The sequence below is a fragment of the Streptomyces sp. NPDC107575 genome (assembly GCF_055657265.1).
In genome coordinates this window covers 383,001-408,423 of sequence record NZ_JBVKBG010000004.1, presented here as the reverse complement: position 1 = coordinate 408,423, position 25,423 = coordinate 383,001, and the positions used below count along the sequence as shown (strand labels likewise).

At 69.1% G+C, this 25,423-nt stretch carries 25 protein-coding genes and 3 tRNA genes; 5 read left to right on the top strand and 23 right to left on the bottom strand.

Annotated elements, in window-relative coordinates:
• Positions 1-42 precede the first annotated feature (42 nt).
• The 10 genes from rpoB to ACZ7L4_RS21420 form a co-directional block, all read right to left on the bottom strand.
• Positions 43-3,528, bottom strand: a complete 3,486-nt coding sequence (gene rpoB / locus ACZ7L4_RS21465; RefSeq protein WP_450816587.1) for a DNA-directed RNA polymerase subunit beta — start codon at positions 3,526-3,528, stop codon at positions 43-45.
• Between the two features lie 584 nt (positions 3,529-4,112).
• On the bottom strand, positions 4,113-4,502 hold the full coding sequence (gene rplL / locus ACZ7L4_RS21460) for a 50S ribosomal protein L7/L12 (RefSeq protein ID WP_385755860.1): 390 nt from the start codon (positions 4,500-4,502) through the stop codon (positions 4,113-4,115).
• A gap of 144 nt (positions 4,503-4,646) precedes the next feature.
• Positions 4,647-5,177 carry a 50S ribosomal protein L10 gene (gene rplJ, locus ACZ7L4_RS21455; RefSeq protein WP_472104650.1) on the bottom strand — a complete coding sequence of 177 codons (531 nt, stop codon included), beginning with the start codon at positions 5,175-5,177 and terminating at the stop codon, positions 4,647-4,649.
• 264 nt (positions 5,178-5,441) lie between these two features.
• Entirely contained in the window at positions 5,442-6,392 is a 951-nt protein-coding gene (locus ACZ7L4_RS21450; RefSeq protein WP_472104649.1) for an SCO4651 family lipoprotein, read from the bottom strand.
• 74 nt (positions 6,393-6,466) lie between these two features.
• Positions 6,467-7,156, bottom strand: a complete 690-nt coding sequence (locus ACZ7L4_RS21445; RefSeq protein WP_472104648.1) for an SCO4651 family lipoprotein — start codon at positions 7,154-7,156, stop codon at positions 6,467-6,469.
• A 126-nt stretch (positions 7,157-7,282) separates the two neighbouring features.
• Positions 7,283-8,014: a 50S ribosomal protein L1 gene (gene rplA / locus ACZ7L4_RS21440; RefSeq protein ID WP_385755853.1), complete on the bottom strand. Its 732-nt coding sequence runs from the start codon at positions 8,012-8,014 to the stop codon at positions 7,283-7,285.
• A 77-nt stretch (positions 8,015-8,091) separates the two neighbouring features.
• Entirely contained in the window at positions 8,092-8,526 is a 435-nt protein-coding gene (gene rplK, locus ACZ7L4_RS21435) for a 50S ribosomal protein L11 (RefSeq protein ID WP_040252631.1), read from the bottom strand.
• A 193-nt stretch (positions 8,527-8,719) separates the two neighbouring features.
• A complete protein-coding gene (gene nusG / locus ACZ7L4_RS21430) occupies positions 8,720-9,586 on the bottom strand; it encodes a transcription termination/antitermination protein NusG (RefSeq protein ID WP_472104647.1) in 867 nt (288 codons plus the stop codon).
• 78 nt (positions 9,587-9,664) lie between these two features.
• Complete coding sequence (secE, locus tag ACZ7L4_RS21425) at positions 9,665-9,943, bottom strand: preprotein translocase subunit SecE (RefSeq protein ID WP_399227942.1); 279 nt, start codon at positions 9,941-9,943, stop codon at positions 9,665-9,667.
• Positions 9,944-10,050: 107 nt separating this feature from the next.
• Positions 10,051-10,123 (bottom strand) — tRNA-Trp (locus ACZ7L4_RS21420).
• 213 nt (positions 10,124-10,336) lie between these two features.
• Between ACZ7L4_RS21420 and ACZ7L4_RS21415 the strand changes: the two genes are divergently transcribed.
• Together ACZ7L4_RS21415 and ACZ7L4_RS21410 are read left to right on the top strand one after the other, a co-directional pair.
• Entirely contained in the window at positions 10,337-11,584 is a 1,248-nt protein-coding gene (locus ACZ7L4_RS21415; protein ID WP_385755847.1) for a pyridoxal phosphate-dependent aminotransferase, read from the top strand.
• A gap of 124 nt (positions 11,585-11,708) precedes the next feature.
• Entirely contained in the window at positions 11,709-12,731 is a 1,023-nt protein-coding gene (locus tag ACZ7L4_RS21410) for an adenosine deaminase (RefSeq protein ID WP_472104646.1), read from the top strand.
• A gap of 13 nt (positions 12,732-12,744) precedes the next feature.
• On the opposite strand, the gene ACZ7L4_RS21405 is transcribed toward ACZ7L4_RS21410, so the two are convergent.
• Positions 12,745-13,350, bottom strand: coding sequence for a TetR/AcrR family transcriptional regulator (locus tag ACZ7L4_RS21405; RefSeq protein ID WP_472104645.1), 606 nt, complete (start codon positions 13,348-13,350; stop codon positions 12,745-12,747).
• A 108-nt stretch (positions 13,351-13,458) separates the two neighbouring features.
• Between ACZ7L4_RS21405 and ACZ7L4_RS21400 the strand changes: the two genes are divergently transcribed.
• A complete protein-coding gene (locus tag ACZ7L4_RS21400) occupies positions 13,459-14,091 on the top strand; it encodes an NAD(P)-dependent oxidoreductase (RefSeq protein WP_472104644.1) in 633 nt (210 codons plus the stop codon).
• Positions 14,092-14,110: 19 nt separating this feature from the next.
• On the opposite strand, the gene ACZ7L4_RS21395 is transcribed toward ACZ7L4_RS21400, so the two are convergent.
• From ACZ7L4_RS21395 to ACZ7L4_RS21355, 9 genes are all read right to left on the bottom strand, one after another.
• Complete coding sequence (locus ACZ7L4_RS21395; RefSeq protein WP_472104643.1) at positions 14,111-15,166, bottom strand: UDP-N-acetylmuramate dehydrogenase; 1,056 nt, start codon at positions 15,164-15,166, stop codon at positions 14,111-14,113.
• 62 nt (positions 15,167-15,228) lie between these two features.
• Positions 15,229-15,609, bottom strand: a complete 381-nt coding sequence (locus ACZ7L4_RS21390) for a DUF3291 domain-containing protein (protein WP_472104642.1) — start codon at positions 15,607-15,609, stop codon at positions 15,229-15,231.
• Positions 15,610-15,637: 28 nt separating this feature from the next.
• Positions 15,638-17,074 (bottom strand): DHA2 family efflux MFS transporter permease subunit, encoded by a 1,437-nt coding sequence (locus tag ACZ7L4_RS21385; protein ID WP_472104641.1) that lies wholly within the window; start codon positions 17,072-17,074, stop codon positions 15,638-15,640.
• Positions 17,075-17,154: 80 nt separating this feature from the next.
• Entirely contained in the window at positions 17,155-17,724 is a 570-nt protein-coding gene (locus ACZ7L4_RS21380) for a TetR/AcrR family transcriptional regulator (RefSeq protein ID WP_472104640.1), read from the bottom strand.
• Positions 17,725-17,837: 113 nt separating this feature from the next.
• Positions 17,838-18,266 carry a MaoC family dehydratase gene (locus ACZ7L4_RS21375; RefSeq protein ID WP_450817701.1) on the bottom strand — a complete coding sequence of 143 codons (429 nt, stop codon included), beginning with the start codon at positions 18,264-18,266 and terminating at the stop codon, positions 17,838-17,840.
• Between the two features lie 5 nt (positions 18,267-18,271).
• Positions 18,272-18,724 (bottom strand): FAS1-like dehydratase domain-containing protein, encoded by a 453-nt coding sequence (locus ACZ7L4_RS21370; protein WP_385755830.1) that lies wholly within the window; start codon positions 18,722-18,724, stop codon positions 18,272-18,274.
• 98 nt (positions 18,725-18,822) lie between these two features.
• A complete protein-coding gene (rpmG, locus tag ACZ7L4_RS21365) occupies positions 18,823-18,987 on the bottom strand; it encodes a 50S ribosomal protein L33 (RefSeq protein WP_003948671.1) in 165 nt (54 codons plus the stop codon).
• A gap of 93 nt (positions 18,988-19,080) precedes the next feature.
• Positions 19,081-19,153: transfer RNA gene (locus tag ACZ7L4_RS21360), tRNA-Met, on the bottom strand.
• A gap of 34 nt (positions 19,154-19,187) precedes the next feature.
• A tRNA-Thr gene (locus tag ACZ7L4_RS21355) sits at positions 19,188-19,260 on the bottom strand.
• Between the two features lie 246 nt (positions 19,261-19,506).
• On the opposite strand from ACZ7L4_RS21355, the gene ACZ7L4_RS21350 reads away from it, so the two are divergent.
• Complete coding sequence (locus ACZ7L4_RS21350) at positions 19,507-20,757, top strand: amidohydrolase family protein (protein WP_472104637.1); 1,251 nt, start codon at positions 19,507-19,509, stop codon at positions 20,755-20,757.
• A gap of 119 nt (positions 20,758-20,876) precedes the next feature.
• The gene (locus tag ACZ7L4_RS21345) at positions 20,877-21,533 is read left to right on the top strand and encodes an SDR family oxidoreductase (RefSeq protein WP_472104635.1); all 657 of its coding nucleotides are present in this window, start codon (positions 20,877-20,879) and stop codon (positions 21,531-21,533) included.
• A 61-nt stretch (positions 21,534-21,594) separates the two neighbouring features.
• Here the strand turns inward: ACZ7L4_RS21345 and ACZ7L4_RS21340 are convergent, their stop codons facing one another.
• From ACZ7L4_RS21340 to ACZ7L4_RS21330, 3 genes are all read right to left on the bottom strand, one after another.
• Entirely contained in the window at positions 21,595-21,813 is a 219-nt protein-coding gene (locus tag ACZ7L4_RS21340; RefSeq protein ID WP_450817704.1) for a hypothetical protein, read from the bottom strand.
• A gap of 104 nt (positions 21,814-21,917) precedes the next feature.
• Positions 21,918-22,481 (bottom strand): DUF5825 family protein, encoded by a 564-nt coding sequence (locus ACZ7L4_RS21335; protein WP_472104634.1) that lies wholly within the window; start codon positions 22,479-22,481, stop codon positions 21,918-21,920.
• A complete protein-coding gene (locus ACZ7L4_RS21330) occupies positions 22,478-24,349 on the bottom strand; it encodes a RiPP maturation radical SAM C-methyltransferase (protein ID WP_472104632.1) in 1,872 nt (623 codons plus the stop codon). Before ACZ7L4_RS21330 ends, ACZ7L4_RS21335 begins: the two co-directional genes overlap by 4 nt.
• Positions 24,350-25,423 lie beyond the last annotated feature (1,074 nt).

Here is a 25,423-nt window from a genome sequence, read left to right as displayed (position 1 = left end):
GGGTCGGCGGGGGCCCGTTTCCGGGCCCCTACCGGACTCCCGTCAGACCTCTTCGACGCTGCTCGGCTCGCGCCGGGACAGGTCGATGCCGAGCTCCTCCGCTGCGCGGAAGACGTCCTCGTCGGTGTCGCGCATCTCGATGGACATGCCGTCCGAGGACAGCACCTCCACGTTGAGGCACAGGGACTGCATTTCCTTGATGAGCACCTTGAAGGACTCGGGAATGCCGGGCTCGGGGATGTTCTCGCCCTTGACGATGGCCTCGTAGACCTTCACGCGGCCCGTGACGTCGTCGGACTTGATCGTCAGCAGCTCCTGGAGGGCGTAAGCGGCGCCGTACGCCTCCAGCGCCCACACCTCCATCTCACCGAAGCGCTGACCACCGAACTGAGCCTTACCACCCAGCGGCTGCTGGGTGATCATCGAGTACGGACCGGTCGACCGGGCGTGCAGCTTGTCGTCGACCAGGTGGTGCAGCTTGAGGATGTACATGTACCCGACCGAGATCGGGTCCGGGAACGGCTCACCGGAGCGGCCGTCGAACAGCCGCGCCTTGCCGGACGGGAGGACCATGCGGTCGCCGTCGCGGTTCGGCCGGGCGTTCGCGAGCAGACCCGCGAGCTCGTCCTCACGCGCACCGTCGAAGACCGGGGTCGCGAGGTTCGTACGAGGCTCGACCTGGTCGGCGCCGATCGCCTGGAGGCTCTGGGCCCACTGCTCGCTCAGGCCGGAGACGTCCCAGCCCTGGCTGGCGAGCCAGCCGAGGTGGATCTCCAGGACCTGTCCCGGGTTCATTCGGGACGGCACACCCAGCGGGTTGAGGATGATGTCGACCGGGGTGCCGTCCTCCAGGAACGGCATGTCCTCGATCGGGTTGATCTTCGAGATGACGCCCTTGTTGCCGTGACGGCCGGCGAGCTTGTCACCATCGGTGATCTTGCGCTTCTGGGCCACGTAGACACGAACCAGCTGGTTCACGCCCGGCGGCAGCTCGTCGCCCTCTTCGCGGTCGAAGACGCGGACGCCGATGACCTTGCCGATCTCACCGTGCGGCACCTTCAGGGAGGTGTCGCGGACCTCGCGCGCCTTCTCACCGAAGATCGCGCGGAGCAGGCGCTCCTCCGGCGTCAGCTCGGTCTCACCCTTGGGCGTGACCTTGCCGACGAGGATGTCGCCGGCGACGACCTCGGCACCGATACGGATGATGCCGCGCTCGTCGAGGTCGGCGAGGACCTCCTCGGAGACGTTCGGGATGTCCCGGGTGATCTCCTCCGGGCCGAGCTTGGTGTCACGGGCGTCGACCTCGTGCTCCTCGATGTGGATCGAGGAGAGGACGTCGTCCTGCACGAGGCGCTGCGACAGGATGATCGCGTCCTCGTAGTTGTGACCCTCCCACGGCATGAACGCCACGAGCAGGTTCTTGCCGAGGGCCATCTCGCCCTCTTCGGTCGCGGGACCGTCGGCCAGGACCTGGCCGGTGATGATCCGCGCGCCCTCGTCCACGACGACCTTCTGGTTGACAGAAGTGCCCTGGTTCGAGCGGGAGAACTTGTGCAGGCGGTACGTGCTGTACGTGCCGTCGTCGTTGGCGGTCGTGATGTAGTCCGCGGAGACCTCCTGGACCACACCGTCCTTGTCGGCCTTGAGCACGTCGCCGGCGTCGGTGGCGCAGCGGTACTCCATGCCGGTGCCGACGAGCGGCGCCTCGGACTTAATCAGCGGCACGGCCTGACGCATCATGTTCGCGCCCATGAGGGCACGGTTGGCGTCGTCGTGCTCGAGGAACGGGATCATCGCGGTCGCGACCGACACCATCTGGCGCGGCGAGACGTCCATGTAGTCGACGTCGTCACCGGGGACGTAGTCGACCTCTCCGCCACGGCGGCGGACCAGGACGCGGGCCTCGGCGAACTGGAGCTCGTCCGTCAGCGGCGCGTTGGCCTGCGCGATGACGAAGCGGTCCTCCTCGTCGGCCGTCAGGTAGTCGACGTCGTCGGTGACGACGCCCTCGACGACCTTGCGGTACGGCGTCTCGATGAAGCCGAAGGGGTTGATCCGGCCGTACGAGGCGAGCGAGCCGATCAGCCCGATGTTCGGGCCTTCGGGGGTCTCGATCGGGCACATGCGGCCGTAGTGCGAGGGGTGCACGTCTCGGACCTCGAAGCCCGCCCGCTCACGGGACAGACCACCCGGGCCGAGGGCGTTCAGACGACGCTTGTGCGTCAGCCCCGACAGCGGGTTGTTCTGGTCCATGAACTGGGACAGCTGCGAGGTACCGAAGAACTCCTTGATCGACGCCACGACCGGGCGAATGTTGATCAGGGTCTGCGGCGTGATCGCCTCGACGTCCTGGGTCGTCATGCGCTCGCGCACGACGCGCTCCATACGGGCGAGACCCGTACGGACCTGGTTCTGGATGAGCTCGCCGACGTTACGGATACGACGGTTGCCGAAGTGGTCGATGTCGTCGGTCTCGACGACGATCTCCCGGCCCGACTCGCCCACCGTCTCCGTCTCGCCCGCGTGCAGCTTCACGAGGTACTTGATGGAGGCGATGATGTCGTCGGTCGTGAGCACGCCGGCGTCCAGCGGCTCCTCGGCACCGAGCTTCTTGTTCACCTTGTAGCGGCCGACCTTCGCGAGGTCGTAGCGCTTCGGGTTGAAGTAGAGGTTCTCGAGCAGCGTCTGCGCGGCCTCGCGCGTGGGCGGCTCGCCCGGACGCAGCTTGCGGTAGATGTCGAGCAGCGCGTCGTCCTGGCCCTGGGTGTGGTCCTTCTCCAGGGTGGCGCGCATGGACTCGTACTCGCCGAACTCCTCGAGGATCTGCTCGGTCGTCCAACCGAGAGCCTTCAGGAGAACGGTGACGGACTGCTTGCGCTTGCGGTCGATGCGGACACCGACCATGTCGCGCTTGTCGATCTCCATCTCCAGCCAGGCACCCCGGGACGGGATGATCTTGGCGGAGAAGATGTCCTTGTCGGACGTCTTGTCGATGGAGGAGTCGAAGTAGACACCCGGCGAGCGGACCAGCTGGGAGACAACGACACGCTCGGTGCCGTTGATGACGAAGGTGCCCTTGTTCGTCATGAGCGGGAAGTCGCCCATGAAGACCGTCTGGGACTTGATCTCGCCGGTCTCGTTGTTGGTGAATTCGGCGGTGACGAAGAGCGGAGCCGCGTACGTGAAGTCGCGCTCCTTGCACTCGTCGATGGAGTTCTTCGGCGGTTCGAAGCGGTGGTCGCGGAAGGTCAGGGACATCGACCCGGAGAAGTCCTCGATCGGGGAGATCTCCTCGAAGATCTCCTCCAGACCGGACTTCGTGGGGACGTCGTGACCCGACTCCAGAGCCTCCTCGACCCGACTCTGCCAAGCGGTGTTGCCGAGCAGCCAGTCAAAGCTCTCGGTCTGCAGCGCGAGCAGGTTCGGAACCTCGAGAGGCTCCTTGATCTTTGCAAAGGAGATGCGCAGCGGGGCGGTGCTGGCGCCGTTGTTCGTATTCGCGATCGAGGCGTTGCGCGAGGCGGCCAAGAGGGGGTCCTTCCGAGGGCTCGGACTCACTACGCGCGTACCGGTCCCAAGCCATACCCGGGACAGAGCCACTGATCTGGCGTATGGCCAGGTCAGAGCCGGTTCAATCCACGGTGCTGAGGCGAGGGCATGCCCCTGGTGACGGGCAGGGAGCAGCTAACAGGCAGCGCAAAGGGACAGTGTAGCCAGAAGGCCCACTGATGTCCAGTGCGGGTTTTTTGAGACCCTCGTTGTTCTCAACCGTTCACCGTCTGCGGCGTTCCCTGTGCGCTGAGCGCACATCCTTACTGCCCTCTTCGCCGTCGATCCATGCCTCGGATCCGGATCGTTGTGACGACGCGTCCTGAGAATTGCGCGCTGCGTGCTGTTCGTCAAGGCCCCCTCTTGGCCGAACAGGGGTGGCGCCAGGCACAACGAAGATCACCATACTCTGCACGCCCGACAGCGCAAGGCACCCTCGGCCAGCGATCCGGACAACGCCGAAGGGCGACCACCCAACTGGGTGATCGCCCTTCGGTACCTCGGCGTTACAGCTCCCGGGGGAGCAGTTTCACCGGAGAAGAGTCGGCAGACTCGAAGAGGTCTTACTTGACCTCGACGGCCGCGCCGGCGCCCTCGAGCTGCTCCTTGGCCTTCTCGGCAGCGTCCTTGGCGACCTTCTCGAGGACCGGCTTCGGGGTGCCGTCGACGAGGTCCTTGGCCTCCTTGAGGCCCAGGGAGGTGAGCTCGCGCACGACCTTGATGACCTGGATCTTCTTGTCACCGGCGCCGGTGAGGATGACGTCGAACTCGTCCTGCTCCTCGGCGGCCTCGGCGGCGGCGCCACCAGCGGCACCACCGGCGACGACGACCGGGGCGGCAGCGGCAGCCTCGACGTCGAACTTGTCCTCGAAGGCCTTCACGAACTCGGAGAGCTCGATGAGGGTCATCTCCTCGAACTGCGCAAGCAGCTCGTCCTGGGTGAGCTTCGCCATGATGGCGGTCCTTCCACTAAATCGGCAGGTGCCGTATGTACTGGGTGAGGCGGGCGTATGCCTGTCGGCATTACGTCGTAGACGTGCGGCCCGCTGCGATCCCTGCCGCCGTCTCAGGCGGTGGGGATCAAAAAGCGAGCCGAGTTACTCGGCACCGCCCTGCTCGTCCTGCTTGGCACGGAGCGCGTCCACGGTGCGGACGAGCTTCGTCGGCAGCGCGCTGAAGACGGAGGCAGCCTGCGACTGCTTCGCCTTGAAGGCACCGGCCAGCTTGGACAGCAGAACCTCGCGGGACTCGAGGTCCGCAAGCTTCTTGATCTCGTCGGCGGACAGCGCCTTGCCGTCAAGGACACCGCCCTTGATGACGAGGTTCGGGTTGTCCTTGGCGAAGTCACGAAGACCCTTCGCCGACTCCACCGGGTCACCGGTGACGAAGGCAACCGCCGTCGGACCGTTGAACAGGTCGTCGAGCGTGTTGATCCCGGCCTCGTTGGCCGCGATCTTGGTCAGCGTGTTCTTCACCACGGCGTACTCGGAGTTCTCACCGAGCGAACGGCGCAGCTGCTTGAGCTGGGCCACGGTGAGACCCCGGTACTCGGTCAGCACGGCGGCGCTCGAGCTGCGGAACTTGTCCGTGAGCTCGGCTACGGCGGCAGCCTTGTCGGGCGTCGGCATAGAGCGTCAGCCTCCTTCCGGGTGATGAGGACCGCTCGCAAGGAGGCTGGGAAAACGAAACGCCCCGGCGCAGGCGCACGGGGCGTGAGCTCGACCGGATCCCCGAGGGGTTCCAGGAGCACTTCCACAGTCACCTGCGCGGGTCGTCCGCAGTTTCAGCGGATCCTTCGGCCACCGAACTCTCTTGCGAGCGGACGGCAACGACCAGCGGTCTTTGGCTTCTGTGGAAGGTTACGTGAAACGGAGCGTGTCAAGCAAATCCGCTCAGACGCCGCTGTCGGCACCGGAGGAACCGGCGGTGCTACCTGCGCCGGAGGCCCCGCCGAGCTCCTTGAGCATCTGCATCATGTCGAAGGTCTGGCTCGCCGGCGGCACGTCGGCCTTCACGGGGGTGCCGTAGTCGGAGAACTTCTCGGACACCTCGACCGGACCCTGCTTGCTGTCCATCGTGACGTCGAGGCGGACCGGAAGGTCGTCCTTGTTGATCCACAGCTCGGTGTCGTACGTCTTGATACCGGCCTTCTTGACGCTCTGGAGCATCTGGTCGCGCTCGGACTTGCTGAGGACCTTCAGCGAGTCGTTCTTCGCCAGCATCTCGTCGACCGTCAGCTTGCCCTTGTAGTGCTCGGTCTCGGTGCCGTCCACCGTGGCCGAGCCGAGGTGCTTCAGGTTCGGCGAGTCGAGCAGGACCGCGATCTGCTTGGCCGGGTCCTGGTTCATGTTGTCCAGGCTGCCGGTCATCTGGCGCGCCATCTTCTCGTCGCCGGACTTCTTCGCCATGGCGGCGAGGTCCATCTTCATCCAGCGCTTGCCGTCCATGGACTTGGCCGCGTTCGCGCCCATGTCCATGTACATCACGTTGTCCCGCATGAGCATGCGGATGTTCTTGGGCGAGTCCGGGCCGCCGGCCGAGAGCGCGGCGCCCGACATCGTCATGTCCATGGTGGTCGGGTCCCAGCCCATGGTGCCGGACATCTTCATGTCGCCGCCGCCCTGCGCGGCCGTCGGCATCTTCATGGTCATGTCGACCTTCGCCGACTTGGCGTCGGAGGTCTTCTTGAACGCGGCCGACACGGCCTGCGCGACCGACTGGGACCCCGACCCGGAGGCCTTCTTCCCGCCCTTGTCGTCCCCGCCACCACAAGCGGCGACGGCGGAACACAGCAGCGCGGTGGCAGCGGCGGCGCCGACCACTCGTCGTACGGAAACAGTCATCTTGAATCCCACCCCTTGGTGCGTCTTGATCTGTCCGCACGATAGCGGACGCCTCGGACAGCCCGCCCACAGCTTCAGCCGGCCCCCGTGACCTCCGTGAAGTCGACGGTGTCCCGTGCTGCCGGGCGTTCGGCGGCCGCCGGGGCGCCGTAATCGCGGTAGTGGACGGTCACCGTGAAGTCGCCCACGTGCTGGGTGCGCCGCACCAGCCGCTGCCGGGCGTCGAGCCATACGTCGATGTGCCCGCGGCCCGACGTCCCCCGGTAGTGGGTGGCCCGCGTGCCGCGCACGGTCTCCCGTCCCACCCTGTGGACGTCCTCGGCCCCGATGAGCGCCTTGAGCGAGTCGGCCGGGGTGAGGTCGCCGCGGGTGTCGTACGGGCGGCGGATCCAGTGGCGGCCGCCCTGCAGCTCGGCGAACCGGTCGCTCATACGGGTGTACTGGGCGTCCGGGAGGAACCGCGTCTGGGACGGGTCGCCGCCCAACGCGCGCGTGGAGGCGGCCAGTTCACCGCCCGTGACCCGCACGGTCAGGGTGCCCTCGACACCGTCGGCCCAGCTGAGCGCGCCCGTGCTGCGTGAGGTCAGCCGCTTGCCCGTGGTCATCGTCGCGTCGACGCGTGCCGATCCCGCCGCGACGACCTTCTGCCTGGCCGTGCGCAGCGCCTCGCGGGCCTCGTCGGCCCCGTGCTCCTGTGTCCCGCCGCAGGCGGTCAGCAGGACGCCCACGACGGCCATGGTCACCACGCGCGCGTACCGCAGCATCCGCTCCCCCAGTCGGTCACCGCGAAGCTAGCGCAGCAGGCCCGCCCCGCGGACCGGAAAAGCGGAACGGGCCCCGCACCTCGAAAGGTGCGGGGCCCGTAGCGACTACAGCGAGCCTTGAGGGGCTCAGACCGCGGCCGGGTCCTCCTCGACGAGGAGGTTCCGGGTGCGGTTGGAGTCGAGCTGAATGCCGGGGCCCATCGTGGTGCTGATGGCGGCCTTCTTGATGTAGCGACCCTTGGCGGCGGACGGCTTCAGACGGAGGATCTCCTCCAGGGCCGCGCCGTAGTTCTCCACCAGCTTGGCGTCGTCGAAGGACACCTTGCCGATGATGAAGTGCAGGTTCGCGTGCTTGTCGACGCGGAACTCGATCTTGCCGCCCTTGATCTCGGTCACGGCCTTGGCCACGTCCGGGGTCACGGTGCCGGTCTTCGGGTTCGGCATCAGGCCACGCGGACCGAGCACGCGGCCGAGGCGGCCGACCTTGCCCATGAGGTCCGGGGTGGCGACAACGGCGTCGAACTCGTTCAGACGGTCACCCTTGGCGATCTCGGCGATGAGCTCGTCGGAGCCGACGATGTCGGCGCCGGCGGCTTCCGCGGCCGCAGCACGGTCACCGGTCGCGAAGACCAGGACCCGGGCGGTCTTACCGGTGCCGTGCGGGAGGTTCACGGTGCCACGGACCATCTGGTCGGCCTTGCGCGGGTCAACGCCCAGGCGGAAGGCGACCTCGACGGTGCCGTCGAACTTCGACGTGGAGGTCTCCTTGGCGAGACGGACGGCCTCGAGCGGGGCGTAGAGCTTGGCCCCGTCGACCTTGGCGTCCGCAGCGCGGAGAGACTTGCTGCGCTTGCTCACTTGCTTCTCCTGAGTTCTAGAGGAGTCGTGGTGCGGGCCGAGCAGGCCCTGCCACGGATGGATCTGCGAGGTGGAGGTCAGCCCTCGACCGTGACGCCCATGGAACGGGCGGTGCCGGCGATGATCTTGGACGCGGCGTCCAGGTCATTGGCGTTGAGGTCGGGCATCTTGGTGGTGGCGATCTCGCGGACCTGCGCCTCGGTGATCTTGGCGACCTTGGTCTTGTGCGGCTCGCCGGAGCCCTTCTCGACACCAGCGGCCTTGAGGATCATCTTCGCGGCCGGCGGGGTCTTGGTGATGAAGGTGAAGGAACGGTCCTCGTAGACCGTGATCTCCACCGGGATGACCCAACCGCGCTGCGACTCGGTCGCGGCGTTGTAGGCCTTGCAGAACTCCATGATGTTCACGCCGTGCTGGCCCAGCGCGGGGCCGACAGGCGGGGCCGGGTTGGCGGCGCCGGCCTGGATCTGGAGCTTGATGAGCCCCGTGACCTTCTTCTTCTTGGGAGGCATGTGCTCTCTCTCCGGGTCTTAGTGAGAGTGTTCAGCCGCCATCCTCATGAACGATCGTTGGGATCATCCGGATGGAGGCATACCGCACAACGATAACGGGTATCCATGCGCGGCTAAAAACCGAGCAGGTCAGACAGGCTTTGCAGCCCGTCTGACCTGTTCGGAAGCGTGTGCCCAGAAGGCGCCGGAAGGGCTAGTTCTTCTGGATCTGGTCGAAGCTCAGCTCGACCGGGGTCTCGCGGCCGAAGATCTCGACGAGGCCCTTGACCTTCTTCGAGTCGGCGTTGATCTCGTTGATCGTCGCCTGCAGCGTCGCGAACGGGCCGTCGGTGACGGTGACCGAGTCGCCGACCTCGAAGTCCAGGACCTCGACCGTGACCTTGCGGGCCGGAGCCGGCTTGCCCTCGGCCTCGGCGGCCTCCTTGGCGGCCTTCTCCTCGGCCTCCGGGGCGAGCATCTTGACGATCTCGTCCAGGGTCAGCGGGTACGGGTCGTAGGCGTTGCCCACGAAGCCGGTGACGCCGGGCGTGTTGCGGACGACGCCCCAGGACTCGTTCGTCAGGTCCATGCGGACGAGCACGTAACCGGGCAGCTTGTTCTGCCGGACGTTCTTGCGCTCGCCGTTCTTGATCTGGACGATCTCTTCCTCGGGGACTTCAGCCTGGTAGATGAATTCCTCGACGTTGAGCGAGACGGCGCGCTGCTCCAGGTTGGCCTTCACGCGCTTCTCGTAGCCCGCGTAGGTGTGGATGACGTACCAGTCACCGGGCAGGAACCGCAGCTCGTCGCGGAGCGCGGCGATCGGGTCGACCGGCTCCTCCTCGACGGCCTCGACGGCTTCCTCGGCCTCGGCCGGGGCGTCCTCCGCCTGGGCTTCCTCGGCCTCGGCGTCGGCGTCCGCCACGGTCTCGACCGCGGCTTCCTCGGCGGGCTCGCCGGCGGCGATGTCGGCAGCCTCGGCCTGGTCCGGGTCCTCGGCGTCCGCCGCCTCGACGATGTCGAGCTCGTCCTCAGCGGACTCGACCGGCTCGATCGCCTCGTTCAGGTTCGGGTCAGACACTGTGGCTGCTTCTTCCTGGATACATAGGGGTGGAACGCGCGAAAGGGGCGCCGGACACGGCGCCCTCCGCTTTTCGGCTCAGCCGAATACGTACTTGACAAGGTGGTTGAAGCCATAGTCAATCACGGTGACAAGACCGATCATGATGACGACGAACACAATCACCACTGTGGTGTACGTCGAGAGCTGACTGCGAGTCGGCCAGACGACCTTGCGGAGTTCCGCGACGATCTGGCGGTAGAAGAGCGCGAGACGGCCGAAGGGGCCCTTCTTGCCGCGCTTTCCGCCCTTGCGGGCCTTCTTGGACTCCGGTGCCTCGGCATCAGGCTTGTCGATGGAGCCCACGGCGTCCGTCACTCGTCCTCACCTGATTCCGGGTCGTGGCCGTGCCGCGCCCGGTGGAGCCGCACGGCGGTGCAATGCAGTACGTACATGCGCACACATCCTGGCGAAGGAGTGTGTAGCAGGGCCGGAGGGACTTGAACCCCCAACCGCTGGTTTTGGAGACCAGTGCTCTACCAATTGAGCTACGACCCTTTGTCTCCCCCAACGTACCGCATCCGCCCGGACGCACGGAGTGCAGTCGGAAGGCGCGGCCGTTGAAGGCCAACGAGCAGTGAGTGTACGTGTTCCTGGGCCCTCCGTCGAACGAGCAACATCCGCAAGTGGATCAAGAAGTGGATCAAGAGCGGTTTCTCGCTCTTCGAAACCCGTGTGCCCGGCGCCTTTCCGGTCTGGAACGATGGGGCCATGAGCGCTGCAACTCCTTCTCCGTCCGCAGGTTCCTCTCCCACCGAGCGCCGGGTGTCGGCCCGGGTCGGCTCGATCTCCGAGTCCGCGACCCTCGCCGTCGACGCCAAGGCCAAGGCCCTCAAGGCCGCCGGGCGCCCGGTGATCGGCTTCGGCGCCGGTGAGCCCGACTTCCCGACGCCGGACTACGTGGTCGAAGCGGCCATCGAGGCCTGCAAGAACCCGAAGTTCCACCGCTACACCCCCGCCGGCGGCCTGCCCGAGCTGAAGGCCGCGATCGCCGCGAAGACGCTGCGCGACTCCGGCTACGAGGTCGACGCCTCGCAGATCCTGGTGACGAACGGCGGCAAGCAGGCCATCTACGAGGCGTTCGCCGCGATCCTCGACCCGGGCGACGAGGTCATCGTCCCGGCCCCGTACTGGACCACGTACCCGGAGTCGATCCGCCTCGCGGGCGGTGTCCCGGTGGAGGTCGTCGCCGACGAGACGACCGGCTACCGCGTCTCCGTGGAGCAGCTGGAGGCCGCGCGCACCGAGCGCACCAAGGTCGTCCTGTTCGTGTCGCCCTCGAACCCGACGGGCGCCGTGTACAGCGAGGCCGACGCCGAGGCCATCGGCCGCTGGGCCGTGGAGCACGGCCTGTGGGTGATGACGGACGAGATCTACGAGCACCTCGTCTACGGAGACGCGAAGTTCACGTCGCTGCCCGCGCTCCTTCCGGAGCTGCGCGACAAGTGCATCGTGGTCAACGGCGTGGCGAAGACGTACGCGATGACCGGCTGGCGCGTCGGGTGGATCATCGGCCCGAAGGACGTCGTGAAGGCCGCGACGAACCTGCAGTCGCACGCGACGTCGAACGTCTCCAACGTGGCGCAGGCGGCCGCGCTCGCCGCCGTGTCCGGGGATCTGACGGCCGTGGAGAAGATGCGCGAGGCCTTCGACCGGCGTCGTAAGACGATCGTGCGGATGCTCAACGAGATCGACGGCTTCGTGTGCCCGGAGCCCGAGGGCGCGTTCTACGCGTACCCGTCGGTGAAGGGCCTGCTCGGCAAGGAGATCCGCGGCAAGCGTCCGCAGAGCTCCGTCGAGCTCGCCGCGCTCATCCTGGAGGAGGCCGAGGTCGCGGTGGTGCCGGGCGAGGCCTTCGGTACGCCGGGTTACCTGCGTCTGTCGTACGCGCTCGGTGACGAGGACCTCGTCGAGGGTGTCTCGCGCATCCAGAAGCTGCTCGCCGAGGCGCGCGACTGAGCTTCCTGAACGTCTCGCGAGCGGGCCGCCTCCTTAAGGAGGCGGCCCGCTTGTTCGTTCGGGCGGGGCCCCGAAGGTGGAAAGGCGCTACCGGTACGACAGGTGTGTACGGCAGGATCTTGGGATGGAGCGTGTAGGACGTGATGTACGTCAATTGCCCAAGGCCCACCTGCATCTGCACTTCACCGGGTCGATGCGGCCCACGACCCTGCTGGAACTCGCCGACAAGTACGGAGTGCGGCTCCCCGAGGCGCTGACCGGGGCGGAACCGCCGAAGCTGCGGGCGACGGACGAGCGCGGCTGGTTCCGCTTCCAGCGGCTCTACGATGCGGCGCGTTCCTGCCTGCGGGCCCCCGAGGACATTCAGCGTCTGGTGCGGGAGGCCGCGGAGGAGGACATCGCGGACGGCGGCGGCTGGCTGGAGATCCAGGTCGACCCGACGTCGTACGCGCCGATGCTGGGCGGTCTCATCCCGGCCCTTGAGGTCATCCTCGACGCCGTCGACAGCGCCTCGCGCGAGACCGGGCTCGGGATGCGCGTCCTGGTCGCCGCGAACCGCATGAAGCATCCGCTGGACGCCCGCACGCTGGCGCGGCTCGCGGTGCGGTACGCGGACCGGGGCATCGTCGGCTTCGGGCTCTCCAACGACGAACGGCGCGGCATGGCCCGGGACTTCGACCGGGCCTTCCACATCGCGCGCGAGGGCGGGCTGTTGAGCGCTCCGCACGGCGGCGAGCTGACCGGGCCCTCGTCCGTGCGCGACTGCCTCGACGACCTGGACGCCACGCGGGTCGGCCACGGTGTGCGGGCCGCCGAGGACCCGCGGCTCCTGAAGCGTCTCGCGGACGGGGGCGTGACCTGCGAGGTGTGCCCGGCTTCGAACGTCGCCCTGGGCGTCTACGAGAAGCCCGAGGACGTGCCGCTGCGCACGCTGTACGACGCCGGGGTGCCGATGGCGCTGGGCGCCGACGACCCGCTCCTGTTCGGCTCTCGGCTGGCCGCCCAGTACGACATCGCGCGCCGCCACCACGGCTTCACGGACGCCGAACTGGCCGAGCTGGCCCGCCAGTCGGTGCGCGGCTCCGCTGCCCCGCACGACACCAAGGAGAAGCTCCTGGGCGGCATCGAGGAGTGGCTGGCCGCCTGACCCGCCGGAGGGCTCAGGCGATTCCGCGCAGCAGGGTGCGCGCGATGTGGGCCGCGAACTCGTCCACCGGCTGGGGCGGCTTGCCGTCCGGGGACATCTCGTAGGCGAAGGCGCGTTGTGAACACGCGCCGAGCAGGAGCGAGGCGGCGGCGTACGTGTCGACTTCGGCACCGATGCGTCCGGCCTTCTGTTCGGCCCGCAAGTAGGCGTCCAGGCCCTGGATCGGCTTGTGCGGCCCTGTGCCCAGTTCGCGCATCACCTCTTCGTGGCGGCGCTTGAGCTTGGGCTCCGCGTACAGGGACGCGGCCATCGGGAACGTCTGCTCATAGAAGAGCGCCGCTTCGTGGGCGATGTCGGTGAGGTTCTGCTCGACCGTGCGGTCGGGGTCCCCAGCGCCCTCCTTGAGGAGCCTGCCGAGCAGGGAACCCAGCTTCGGGAGGCGCTCGCCCAGCACCGTCACGAAGAGCTCCTCCTTGTTGGCGAAGTACTTGTAGAGCGCCGCTTCGGAGCAGCCCGCCGCCTTGGCGATCTCCTTGGTGGTCGTCCTGGCGAGGCCGATGCTCAGCATGAGTTCGTGGGCCGCGTCGACGATGCGGACACGGGCCGGCTTCTGATCCATGCAGGCTCCAACAATGCTTGACGCGGGGGTGAGTACTCACTCACTCTAAGGGTCAACGGGGGTGAGTGAGTACTCACCCACCATGCGACGCACACCTGGAGGCACGCCATGAAGCTCACGGTTTTCGGTGCGACGGGCGGAATCGGACAGGAGATCGTCAAGCAGGCCCTGGAAGCGGGGCACGAGGTGACGGCGGTGGTCCGCGACCCCGCGCGGCTCACGGTGACCGGCGAGCGCCTGGAGGTGGTCCGCGCCGACCTGAAGGACCCCGAGTCGCTGCGTCCGGCGGTCGCGGGCCGGGACGCCGTACTGTCCGGCCTGGGCGCTCGCAAGAAGGCGGACGCGGGCATCGCCACGGAGCTGACGCGGTCGGTCCTGAAGGCGATGGAGGCGGAGGGCGTGCGCAGGCTGGTGGTGGTCAGCGCGGCGCCGGTGGGCCCGCAGCCCGCGGACTCGCCGCTCGCCGACCGGCTGATGCTCAAGGTCGTCGGCGCGTTCCTCAAGGACGTCTACGTCGATCTGGCCGCCATGGAGGCCGAGTTGGCGCGCAGCGCGACGGACTGGACCTCGGTGCGGCCGCCCCGCCTCCAGGACAAGCCGGTCACCGGGTCCTACCGCACGGTCGTGGGCGGCTTCCCGCGCGCGGGGCGCTTCGCCGGCCGCGCGGACGTGGCGCACGCGATGCTGGCGACGGTGGACGACCCGGCGACGGTGAAGCAGGGCGTCGGGGTCGCCTACTAGGGCCGGGGCCGCGGGCGGCTCAGAGGCTGACGCCGACCGTCACCGGCTCGTTGACCAGCGTCACGCCGAAGACGTCCCTGACCCCGGCGACGACCTCGCGGGCGAGCGCGAGCAGGTCCTCCGTGGTGGCCTCGCCGCGGTTGGTCAGGGCGAGGGTGTGCTTGGTGGAGATGCGGGCGGGGCCGCTCCCGTACCCCTTGGTGAAGCCCGCCTTGTCGATGAGCCAGGCCGCCGAGGTCTTGGTGAGGCCCTCACCGGCGGGGAACGCGGGGGCCTTCGCGTCCGCCCCCAGACGCTCGACCACGCGCGCGTGGAAGGCCGCGAACTCCGCATCCGTGAGGATCGGGTTGGTGAAGAACGAGCCCGCCGACCAGGTGTCGTGGTCCTCCGGGTCCAGCACCATGCCCTTGCCGCCGCGCAGCTTCAGGACGGTCTCGCGCGCGAGGACGGCCGGGACCCGCTCGCCCGCCTCGACACCGAGGGCGCGCGCGGTCTCCGGGTACTTCAGGGGCGCGCTGAGCCCGCCCGCGTCCTCCAGCTCGAACCGCACGCGCAGCACTACGTAGCGGTCAGGTTCGGCCTTGAAGCGGCTGTGCCGGTACGAGAAGGCGCACTCGGCGTTCGGGATCGTGACGGTCTCGCCGGCCGTGCGGTCGTAGGCGACCACCTCGGTGATCGTGGCGGAGACCTCCTGGCCGTACGCCCCCACGTTCTGGATCGGCGTCGCGCCCGCGGAGCCGGGGATCCCGGCGAGGCACTCGACGCCCGCGAGCCCGGCTTCGACGGTGCGTTCGACGGCGTCGGTCCAGACCTCGCCGGCCGCCAGCTCCAGCTTCGTACCGTCGAGTTCGAAGCCCTTGGTGGCGATGCGCAGGGCGGTGCCCGCGAAGCCCTTGTCGCCGATGACGAGGTTGCTGCCGCCGCCGATGATCAGCAGCGGCGTACCGGAGGCGTCGGCCTCGCGCACCGCTTCGATCACCTCGGCGTCGGTGGTCGCGGTGAGCAGCCGGGTGGCGGGCCCGCCGAGCCGGAAGGTGGTCAGGGGGGCGAGAGGGGCGTCGTGGAGTTCCTGCACGCGCTCAAGGGTACGAGAACGGCCCCGCCGCTCGGACGGGGCCGTTGCTGCCGTGGCCGGGCTCACTCGAAGCGCGACAGGACGTCCTTCCAGTGGAGCGGCAGCTCGTCGGTCGACGCCTTCCAGGTGAGGAAGGTCGAGTCCTTCATCTGTGCCCGCAGGCCCGCGGAGATCCCCGCGTGCGGCGCGGTGGCCGCGAAGTCCCGCAGGGCCTTGGGCGACTCCCAGACGGACAGGGTCCAGAAGGTGCGCCGCAGGGGCGTCGCCTTCAGGGTCGCTCCGTAGGCGCCCGGTGCCCGCCCCACCTGTCGCCAGATGGCGGGCGTGCGGGCGAAGAACTTCAGGGCGCCCCACAGCGTGCGGGTCTCGAAGCGGGAGGCGAAGACATGGGCCTCCACGCGCGCGGGCGGGGTGTTCGGGGTGGTCCAGGGCAGGGTCGGCATGGCGTTCCTCCCGGATGGGCTGCGGTGATCAGGCGTTTTCCAGGACAGGGGCGGGATCGGCATCGTGCGTGACGGGCGTCGTGCGCCCCGCCCGTGGGATGAACAGGGCGGCGACACCGGCCACGGCCACGATCCCGGCGCCCACCCACAGCGCGGGCTCGATCCCGTTCACGAAGTGCTGCGCGGAGTCGTAGCCGCCCTGGGCCGAGAAGACCGACGACATGACCGCGATGCCGAGCGCGCCGCCGACCTCGCGCAGTGCGTTGTTGGCGCCGGAGGCGATGCCCTGCTCCTGGGGCAGGACGCTGGACATGACCAGGTTGGCGGCCGGGGCGAAGTAGAGGGCCATGCCGATGCCGCTGACGATCAGGGCGGGCAGTTGAGCGGCGTACGAGACGTCGGCGGAGACCACGGCGGCGAACCAGCCGAGCCCGACCGCCTGGAGGAAGAGCCCCGCCGCGACGACGGGCCGGCCGCCGATGCGGTCCGAGAGGATCCCGGCGATCGGCGCGACGAGCATCGGCATGCCGGTCCAGGGCAGCATCCTGAGGCCCGCCTCGGTCGGCGAGTAGCCGAGCACGCCCTGCAGGAACTGGCTGAGCAGGAAGATCGAGCCGAACATCCCGAGGAACATCAGCAGGCTCGCGGCGTTGATCCCGGCGAAGGCGCGGGAGCGGAAGAGCCGCATGGGCAGCATGGAGTGCTCGTTGCGGATCCCGTGGCGCACGAACCCGACGAGCAGCGCCGTGCCCGCGAACAGACCGATCAGCACGAGGGTGTCGGTCCAGCCGACGACGGGCGCGCGCACCAGGCCGTACACGATGCCGAACAGACCGCCGCTGGCGAGCAGGGTGCCCACGATGTCGAGGCGGGCGCCGGCGCCGTACGACTCCTTCAGGCGCAGCCGGGCGAGGGGCAGCAGGGCGAGGCCCAGCGGAACGTTCAGCCAGAAGATCCAGTGCCAGGAGACGTGCTCGGTGAGGCTGCCGCCGATGAGCGGTCCGGAGGCGACCGCGAGCCCGTTGACCGCGCCCCAAATGCCGTACGCCAGGCCGCGCTTGGCCGCCGGGACGGCCGCGGTGAGCAGGGTCAGCGTGAGCGGCATCATGATCGCGGCGCCGACGCCCTGCACGGCGCGGGCGGCGATCAGCGAGTCGATGCCGGTGGCCAGGGCCGCGGCCGCGGAGGACCCGGTGAAGATCGCGAGCCCGACCAGGAAGAGCCGCCTGCGCCCGAAGCGGTCCCCCAGCGCCGCACCGAACATCAGCAGGACGGCGAAGGTGAGCGTGTAGGCGCTGACCGTCCACTCCAGGTCGTCGAGCGCGCCGCCGAGGTCCTGGCGGATGGACGGCAGGGCCGTCGTGACGACGAGGTTGTCGAGGGCCGCCATGAATCCGGCGACGCTGGTGATGAGGAGCGCCCAGAGGGCTCCTCCGCGCTGTGCTGGTGCTGTTGTCCGTGCCATTGCTTCCCCCAGCGATCGCTTGGTTAGTTATTGATGACTAACTTGCGCGGGCAAAAAAAACACCTCTGCGCCGCGCGGTCTCACTTCTCCTCCGCCGCCTGCGCCTGCGTCGCCTCGTGGAACCCGGCCCAGACCCGGTGGTCCGGCTTGAAGCCCATGGACACCAGGACATTGATCAGCATCCCGAAGGCGAGGAACTGCGTCGTCTCGCCGGCGTCCGCCCCCATCGCCAGGTTGGCCACGTCGTACATCTCCATCCAGGAAGCGCGAAGCGACTCCCCGAACTCCCGGTCCCCCGCCGCTTCGGCGGCGGCCACGGCGACGTAGATCTGCATCTGCATGAGCAGCTTCTCGGGATCCTCGGCGATCAGTGCCTGGTACGCGTCCCCCATGCACTGCAACGCCTCCTCCCCCTCGGCACCCTCGGACGCCCGCTGGAAGACCTTGGTGATGTCCTGACAGCAGCGCTGGGCGGCCGCGAGAAAGATGGCCTGCTTGCCCGGGAAGAGCCGGAAGAGATACGGCTGCGAGACACCGACCCGCTTGGCGATCGCCTCGGTGGACGTGCCGTTGTAGCCGCCGCGGGCGAACTCCGTGATCGCCGCGCGGACGACGCTCTCGCGCCGCTCCTCCGCACTCATCCTGACCATGCGACCAAGTTAGTGGCCAATCACTACCTACGTCAACCCCTTCGGGAGCCGGCACGCGTAAGGGGCGCCCCACCATGGAGGACGCCCCTTACACACAGCTACGTAGGCAGCGCTCAGACCAGCTGAACGACCGCCCGCGACATCCCGAGCACCTTCTGCCCAGCGCTCGTCGCGACCAGGTCGACCCGTACGCGGTTGTCGTCGAGCTTGGCCGCGACCTTGGCGCCGACCTCGATCTCGGCACCCTTGTCGTCGTTCGGGACCACGACCGGCTTGGTGAAGCGGACGCCGTACTCGACGACGGCGGCCGGGTCGCCGGCCCAGTCGGTGACGACGCGGATCGCCTCGGCCATCGTGAACATGCCGTGCGCAATCACGTCCGGCAGACCGACCTCGACCGCGAACTTCTCGTTCCAGTGGATCGGGTTGAAGTCACCGGAGGCGCCCGCGTACTGCACCAGCGTGGCGCGGCTCACAGGGAAGGTCTGCGCGGGCAGCTCGGTGCCGACCTCGACGTCGGCGTACTTGATGGTCGTCGCCATGGCGATCAGGCCTCCTCAGCGGCGCGCGAGACGAGCTTGGTCCAGGCGGTCACGACGTGCTCACCGGCCTCGTCGTGCACCTCGCCCCGCACGTCGATGATGTCGTTGCCCGCGAGCGACTTGATGCCCTCGATGGTCGAGGTCACGGTCAGCCGGTCACCGGCGCGCACCGGACGCGTGTAGGCGAACTTCTGGTCGCCGTGCACGACGCGGCTGTAGTCCAGACCCAGCTCCGGGTCGTGGATCACCTCACCCGCGGCCTTGAAAGTGATCGCGAACACAAAGGTCGGTGGGGCGATCACATCGGGGTGGCCGAGCTCCTCGGCGGCGGCGCGGTCGAGGTATGCGGGATTCGCGTCCCCCACGGCCTCCGCGAACTCACGGATCTTCTCCCGGCCGACCTCGTACGGGGCGGTGGGCGGATAGGTCCGCCCCACGAAGGACTGGTCGAGCGCCATGGGCTCGGCACCTCCTGGAAGTGTTCTCGATCTGCCTGATCTACGAAACGACACGAGGCCGCCCCCGAAGTGGGGACGGCCTCGTGTACGAGCCTGATTTATCGCGTTTCGCGGTGCGCGGTGTGCGCGTTGCAACGCGGGCAGTGCTTCTTCATCTCAAGACGGTCCGGGTTGTTACGCCGGTTCTTCTTGGTGATGTAGTTCCGCTCCTTGCACTCCACGCAGGCCAGCGTGATCTTCGGGCGGACGTCGGTGGCAGCCACGTGAGTGCTCCTTGACGAACGGATGGGACAAAAGGTTTAACACATAGAAGAGTAGCCGATCGAAGGACCGACCCCACAATCGGCTACTGTCAGTAGCGGTGACCGGACTTGAACCGGTGACACAGCGATTATGAGCCGCTTGCTCTACCGACTGAGCTACACCGCTGTGATGCAAGCGACGCGAACGACGTCTGCACCAGAGCCCCAATGCGGAATCGAACCGCAGACCTTCTCCTTACCATGGAGACGCTCTACCGACTGAGCTATTGGGGCGAGCGAGGAAGACATTACACGGTTGCGCGCCGATCGCCCAAATCCGTTTCGCGCCCCCGCCCGCCGGGAACGACGCCGCCTTCTCGCGCCAGGCACATGAGCCTCTCGGACCCCACCAGTACGACTATTTCGGCGGTCCTCGAAGCGGCCCTGTCGCGGTCCTAGGCTCGACGCGCCCTGCGTGATCTTGTTCCGTGCGACCCGCGTCCACGCGATCCGCGTCCCCGCCGAGCCCTCAGGAGCGCGATGCCCCACAGCCCCTCGCAGCAGCCACCGTCACCCGGCGTGCCCGAGGGCTCCGGGCTGCTGCTGAGCGGAGCCCGGCTCACCGACGGCAGGGTCGTGGACGTGCGGCTCGGCGGCGGGCGGATCGAGGCGGTCGGCACGGCCGGCAGCCTCACCGCGCACGGCTCGCGCCTGGACCTCACCGGCTGCCTGCTGCTCCCGGCCCCCGTGGAGGCGCACGCGCACGGCGACACGGCCCTGTCGGCCGACTGCGAGGGCCCCGTCCCGTGCGACCCGGAGGACGTCCAGCGCCGGGCCACCGAGAGCGCCCTGCTGCAGCTCGGCCACGGGGCCACCGCCCTGCGCACCCACGTGCGGATCGGCGACATGGAGGGGCTCGGTTCGATGGAGGCGGTGCTCCAGGCGAGGCGTTCGCTGGTGGGGCTCGCGGATCTGCGCACGGTGGCGATGCCCCGGCTGCTGACCGGGCTCGCCGGGGCCGACGGGCTCGCCATGTTGCGCGACGCCGTCAAGATGGGCGCCTCCGTAGTGGGCGGCTGCCCCGACCTGGACCCCGACCCAACGGGCTACGTGGAGGCGGTGGTCGAGGTCGCCGCCGAGCACGGGTGCCCGGTCGACCTGCACACGGACGGGGCCGATCCGGCACGGCTCGGGCGGCTCGCGGCGGCGGTCGGCGGGCTGCGCACGGGCGTCACCGTCGGGCCGCTGGGCGGGCTCTCCCGGCTTCCTGAGGAGGCGGCGCGGCCCGCCGTTGACCGGCTCGCGGCCGCGGGCGTGACGGTGATGTGCCTGCCGCAGGGCGGGTGCGCCGGGGTGGACGAGCGGGGCGTCGCGCCGGTGCGGCTGCTGCGGGCGGCCGGGGTGCCGGTCGCGGCGGGCAGCGGCGCGCTGCGCGACGTGTCCAACCCGGTGGGGCGCGGCGACCCGCTGGAGGCCGCCTACCTGTTGGCATCGCTCCACGGGATGCGCCCCGAGGACGCCTACGAGGCGGTCGGTTCGACGGCCAGGGCGGCGCTCGGTCTGCCGGAGGTGCGCGTGGAGGCGGGGTTCCCCGCGGAGCTGCTCGCGGTGCGGGGCGACCGGCTCGCGGGGGCGCTCTCCCTCGCATACAGCCGGATCGTCGTGCACCGGGGGCGTGTGGTGGCGCGGACCAGCGCCGTGCGGGAGTACTGCGACTCCGCCGCGGCGGTCGCCCTCGACCTGCCGCGGCAGGGGCGGGCGGCCAAGTACGGGGGCGGCGGCCCCGCTTGAGCGACCGGACGAGTGTCCGGGTGAGTGCCCGGGTGAGTGCCCGGATCGAACGGGTGGACGCTGCCGGGGCACGCTTGGTTGCACGGTGAACCGTCCGCCTCGGGCGTACCGTCGAAGGCATGCGCATTGTCATCGCTGGGGGTCATGGTCAGATCGCGCTGCGGCTCGAGCGGCTGCTCTCCGCGCGCGGGGACGAAGTCGCGGGCATCATCCGCAGGTCGGAGCAGGGTGACGCCCTGCGCTCCGCCGGTGCGGAACCCGTCCTGTGCGACCTGGAGTCCGCGTCCGTGGAGGAGGTCGCGGCGCATCTGCAGGGTGCGGACGCGGCCGTGTTCGCGGCGGGCGCGGGGCCGGGCAGCGGAGCCGGCCGGAAGGACACCGTGGACCGGGACGCCGCCGTGCTGTTCGCGGACGCCGCGGAGCGGGCCAAGGTGCGCCGCTACGTCGTGGTGTCGGCGATGGCCGCGGACGCCGCGCACCAGGGCGACGAGGTCTTCGACGTGTACCTGCGGGCCAAGGGCGCGGCCGACGACGACGTACGGCGCCGTACCGGGCTCGACTGGACGATCCTGCGGCCCGGTCAGCTGACGAACGACGCGGGCAACGGGCTCGTCCGTCTGGAGGCCTCGACCGGGCGCGGGCCGGTGCCGCGCGACGACGTGGCGGCCGTCCTCGCGGAACTGGTGGACACGCCCGCCACGGCAGGGCTGACGCTGGAGCTGATCTCCGGCTCCACGCCGGTCACCGTCGCCGTGAAGTCGGTCGCGGGCAACTGAGCCGCGTACGCCCGCAGAACGGCGGCGCCGTTCAGAACGGCGTCGTTCAGAGCAGCGCCGTTCAGAACAGCGGCATCTGGCCCGGCACGTGCGGGACCACGTAGCCGTCGAGCGCGTCCTGGACGGCGCCGAGCTGGGCGGGGCGGCGTGAGCCGGGGCAGGAGACCAGCTCTCCCGCGGCGCGGGAGCCGGGAGGATCGTGGCGGGCGAAGCGGCCCGCCACGACCGCGATGTCGCGGCGGCATTCGGGGCAGTTTCGGCGGCGGGTTGTCGTCGGCATGGGTTCAGTCTGCGTCGTGATCGTCGCGGGCACACGGTGAAACCCCCTCAGGAAGGACCCTGAGCGGGCTTCTCGCGGTGCGACACGGCGTCAGATGTCCACTGTCAGATGCCCATGCACGGCACGGGCCAGCGGCGCATCCGTGGGGGCAGCGCCACCGCCCATCCGTCCACGATCAGCGCGAGCCCTTCCTCCGTCAGATGGCGGGCCGCCTCCTGGTGGGCGGGGACGAGCGTGTCGAGCGGGGTGGCGTCGCTCAGCGTGTCGAAGGCGGCGAGCAGGTCGGGGTGGTCGAGCGTGAATCGCGCCGATGCGGGGCGCTCCCGGCGGTCCATGACGGTGACGAAGCCGGGGCCGCGGCGGTGGTAGAGCATCCCGTAGGTGTGCGTGGCGCGCCAGGTCGTCAACTCGCCCGGTTCCTCGGCCTGTTGGGAGGGGGGCGGGAGGTGGTGCAGGGTGCGGAGGTCATACGTATGACGCTCGGCGGTGACGGCCGCACCTGCCGTGTCCGCTTCCCAGTGGGTGCGCAGCCCCGAGGCCTGGCACTCACGCAGGAACTGGACCGCGCGCGTGGTGGTGCGGCCGTCGCCGTGCAGGGGCAGCGGCTCGGTCACGCGGACACGGGTGCCGATGACGCGGTGCGGGACGAGGGCGGGGAGCGCGGTCATCCGGAGGCCGCCGGGGCGGAAGGGCTCGAGGGCGGGTCCTCGACGCGGATCGGTGCGGTGCGGGTGGGCAGCGACACGTAGGTGCCGGTGTCCCGGAAGAGGAGGCCGAACATGACGGCCTGCGCGACCCACTCCCCCAGCTCCTCAGCCGGTACGTCGTGCCCCGCGGCAGCGAGTTTGCGCTGCAGGGCGGCTTCGCTGCCGCCCTCCTCCAGGATGCGCAGGGCGGCCGCCTCCCAGCCGTTGAACCAGTAGGTGCGGCGCGGCCAGCCCTCGCGGCGGTCCCGTACGAGGAGCGTGTTCTCGTCCTCGCCCGCCTGTTCCATGACGAGGGTCGACGTGGCGTGCTGCGCGCGCCATTGCGCCACGGCCCGCAGCAGCCGGTCCTCCGTGTCGCCGCCGATGCCGGCGTCCTCGGTGTCGAACAGGTAGACCAGGTCGGCGAGTTCGGCCTCCGGGAGCTCGTACACGTGCTGGTACATGTCGGCGGGGCGTCGCTTGCCGAAGCCCAGGGCGGGGTCGGTGAAGTGCGGGCTGAAGCGCTCCAGCTGGATGCGGAAGGCGCCGCTCGGCGGCTGGAGGTGCACGAGGGCGGGCAGTTGGTCGAGCACGCGCGCGTAGTCGCGCACGGTCTCGCCGGGGAATCCGTAGAGGTAGTTCCAGGTGCAGGTGATCTCGTGGTTGTCGAACTCGCGCAGCGTGCGGATGTTGCGCGCGCCGGTGACGCCCTTGTCCATCAGGTCGAGGACGCGGTTGCTGAGGCTCTCGATGCCGGGCTGGATGAGGACGACGCCCGCGGCGGCGAGCGCGGCGATCTGCTCCCGGTTGAGGTTGGACTTCACTTCGTAGTGGATCCGCAGGTCCCAGCCGCTGTCGGCGGCGAGCGGCAGGAAGTCCTTGAAGTACGCCATGTCGATGATGTTGTCGACGGTGACGATGTCGAGGATGCGGTGGCGGCGCACGAGGCGTTCGATCTCGCTCCACAGCCGCTCGCCGGGCTTGGCGCGAAACGCCATGGTGCTGCCGTTGAGGCCGCAGAAAGTGCAGTGGTGCTTCTCGCCCCACCAGCAGCCGCGGGCCCCCTCGACGACCAGCTTGGGGTACACGTACTCGAGGACCGACGACGCCTCGATCTCGGCCTGCCACTGGTCGTAATCGGGCGAGGGTATGTGGGCCGGAGCCACAGTGCGCTGCGGCTCGGTGTTGACCCGCGAGACGCCGTCGTCCCACCAGCAGAGCCCGGGAACGTCGTCGGGGGCTGTGCCCGCGTCCAGGTGGGCGAGGAGCGCCGGGAAGGCGTACTCCCCTTCGCCGCGCACGACATGGTCCACGTAGGGGTGGTTGCGGTGCAGGGCGTGCCCCATGGGGCCCTCGCAGTTGCTGCCGCCGAAAACGACGGTCAACTCCGGCCGCCGGAGCTTGAGTTCCTTGGCGAGTGCGAGGGAGGGCACGTTCTGCATGAACGTGCTCGTGAACCCGACGAGGTCGGGCTCGTGCGCCAGCACCTCGGTCGCGCAGCTCTCGATGTACGCGGCGGCGTGGCGGCGCATCTCGAAGGCGGTGTCGAGGGTGTCGCCGGGCACGCCGCGCTCGCGGGCGTACGACCGCAGCTGGGCGGCGCCCCAGTCCTCGTCGCCGTAGAGGACTCCGGAGAACACCCAGTCACCGATCCCGTGGAAGATCGAGTCGCTGCCGATCGCCTCGTAGTCACTGGGGCTCAGCCGGCCGCCCGAACGTTCGAGCAACAGCTCCGCCCAGCGCAGCGAGCCGTGGAACTCGCGCACCTCGTCCGCCGGGCGTACGTCCCGGAGCAGCTGGTGCAGCAGGCCCACCTGGAGGGAGGGCAGGTCGATCGGATGCCAGGGCATGGTCACCAGCCCAACACGCATGCCGCCCCGCCTCTTCTTGCCGCTGCTCTCCGCGATGTGCCCCGCCGCGCAGTGCCGCGTACCGTCACTCGCGGCTGCCCGCGGCGCCCAAGACCGCCTCGCCACCGCCCGCTCCCGGGCCGTAACCGAGTCACAAGGCGGTTCACCATATGGGCGCCCCATCCCCCACACAAGGGTGTTCCGGCGGCCTACAGGGGATCGCCACATGTGCGGGCGACTACTACCCCGGCGACCTGCTGGGAGCCGTGCTGCAGGTACCGACGGGCTTCTGGACACAACGCGGGTAACTGGCGTCCGAAGCCGAACGGACCGCCTCCGGGAGTGGCACGGCTAGGCCGTCCCCGGGGGACGCCTGGGGGACACGCGTGACTCAGGCCTGGGACTCGCCCGAGGCGGGGTGAGACAGGTCACGCGCTCCCGGCCACTCGTCGGAGATCAGCGCGCAAACAAAAAGAAGACCCCTCCGGACTACGTTTCCGCAGTTCGGAGGGGACTTTCCCAAGTGTGGCGGCGCCAGGATTCGAACCTGGGAAGGCTGAGCCGGCAGATTTACAGTCACCTAAAGATCAGGCATGGGCAAGCATTCTGACCTGCGTAGATACCCAACCGGCGCAAGTGACAGGTACCGCCGTCCACACGTCGTCCATAGCCGCGCGCTGCGTGGGCCTCACGCCCGCAGGGTGGGGCGCCCGAATACAGCCCAACTCCTGATGCTGGACCGGTCGAGACGGAGGCCTGTCCCCACCGCAGTCATAGTTCACCGAAGGTCAACCATGAAGTGTGGAGCAAGCCGCGATCACAGTAGCCCGTCACCACACGCCCAAAAACCAGGTGCACAACCCCATTGAGCCGCGCGCACCCGCGCAGGCACCCATCCCGTCCACCTGCCCGTCGACATCACCGCCGCCGGGCAGTACCTCTACGCCACCCAGCCCGCTCCCCCGGCCGCCCCGCAGCAGGCCCCGCTCGTAGCCCCGGCCCTGGGGCGCCTACATCGCCGGCGGCTGCCTCTGCATCGTCGCCCTCGCGATCCTGGCCGTCATCTGCATGGCC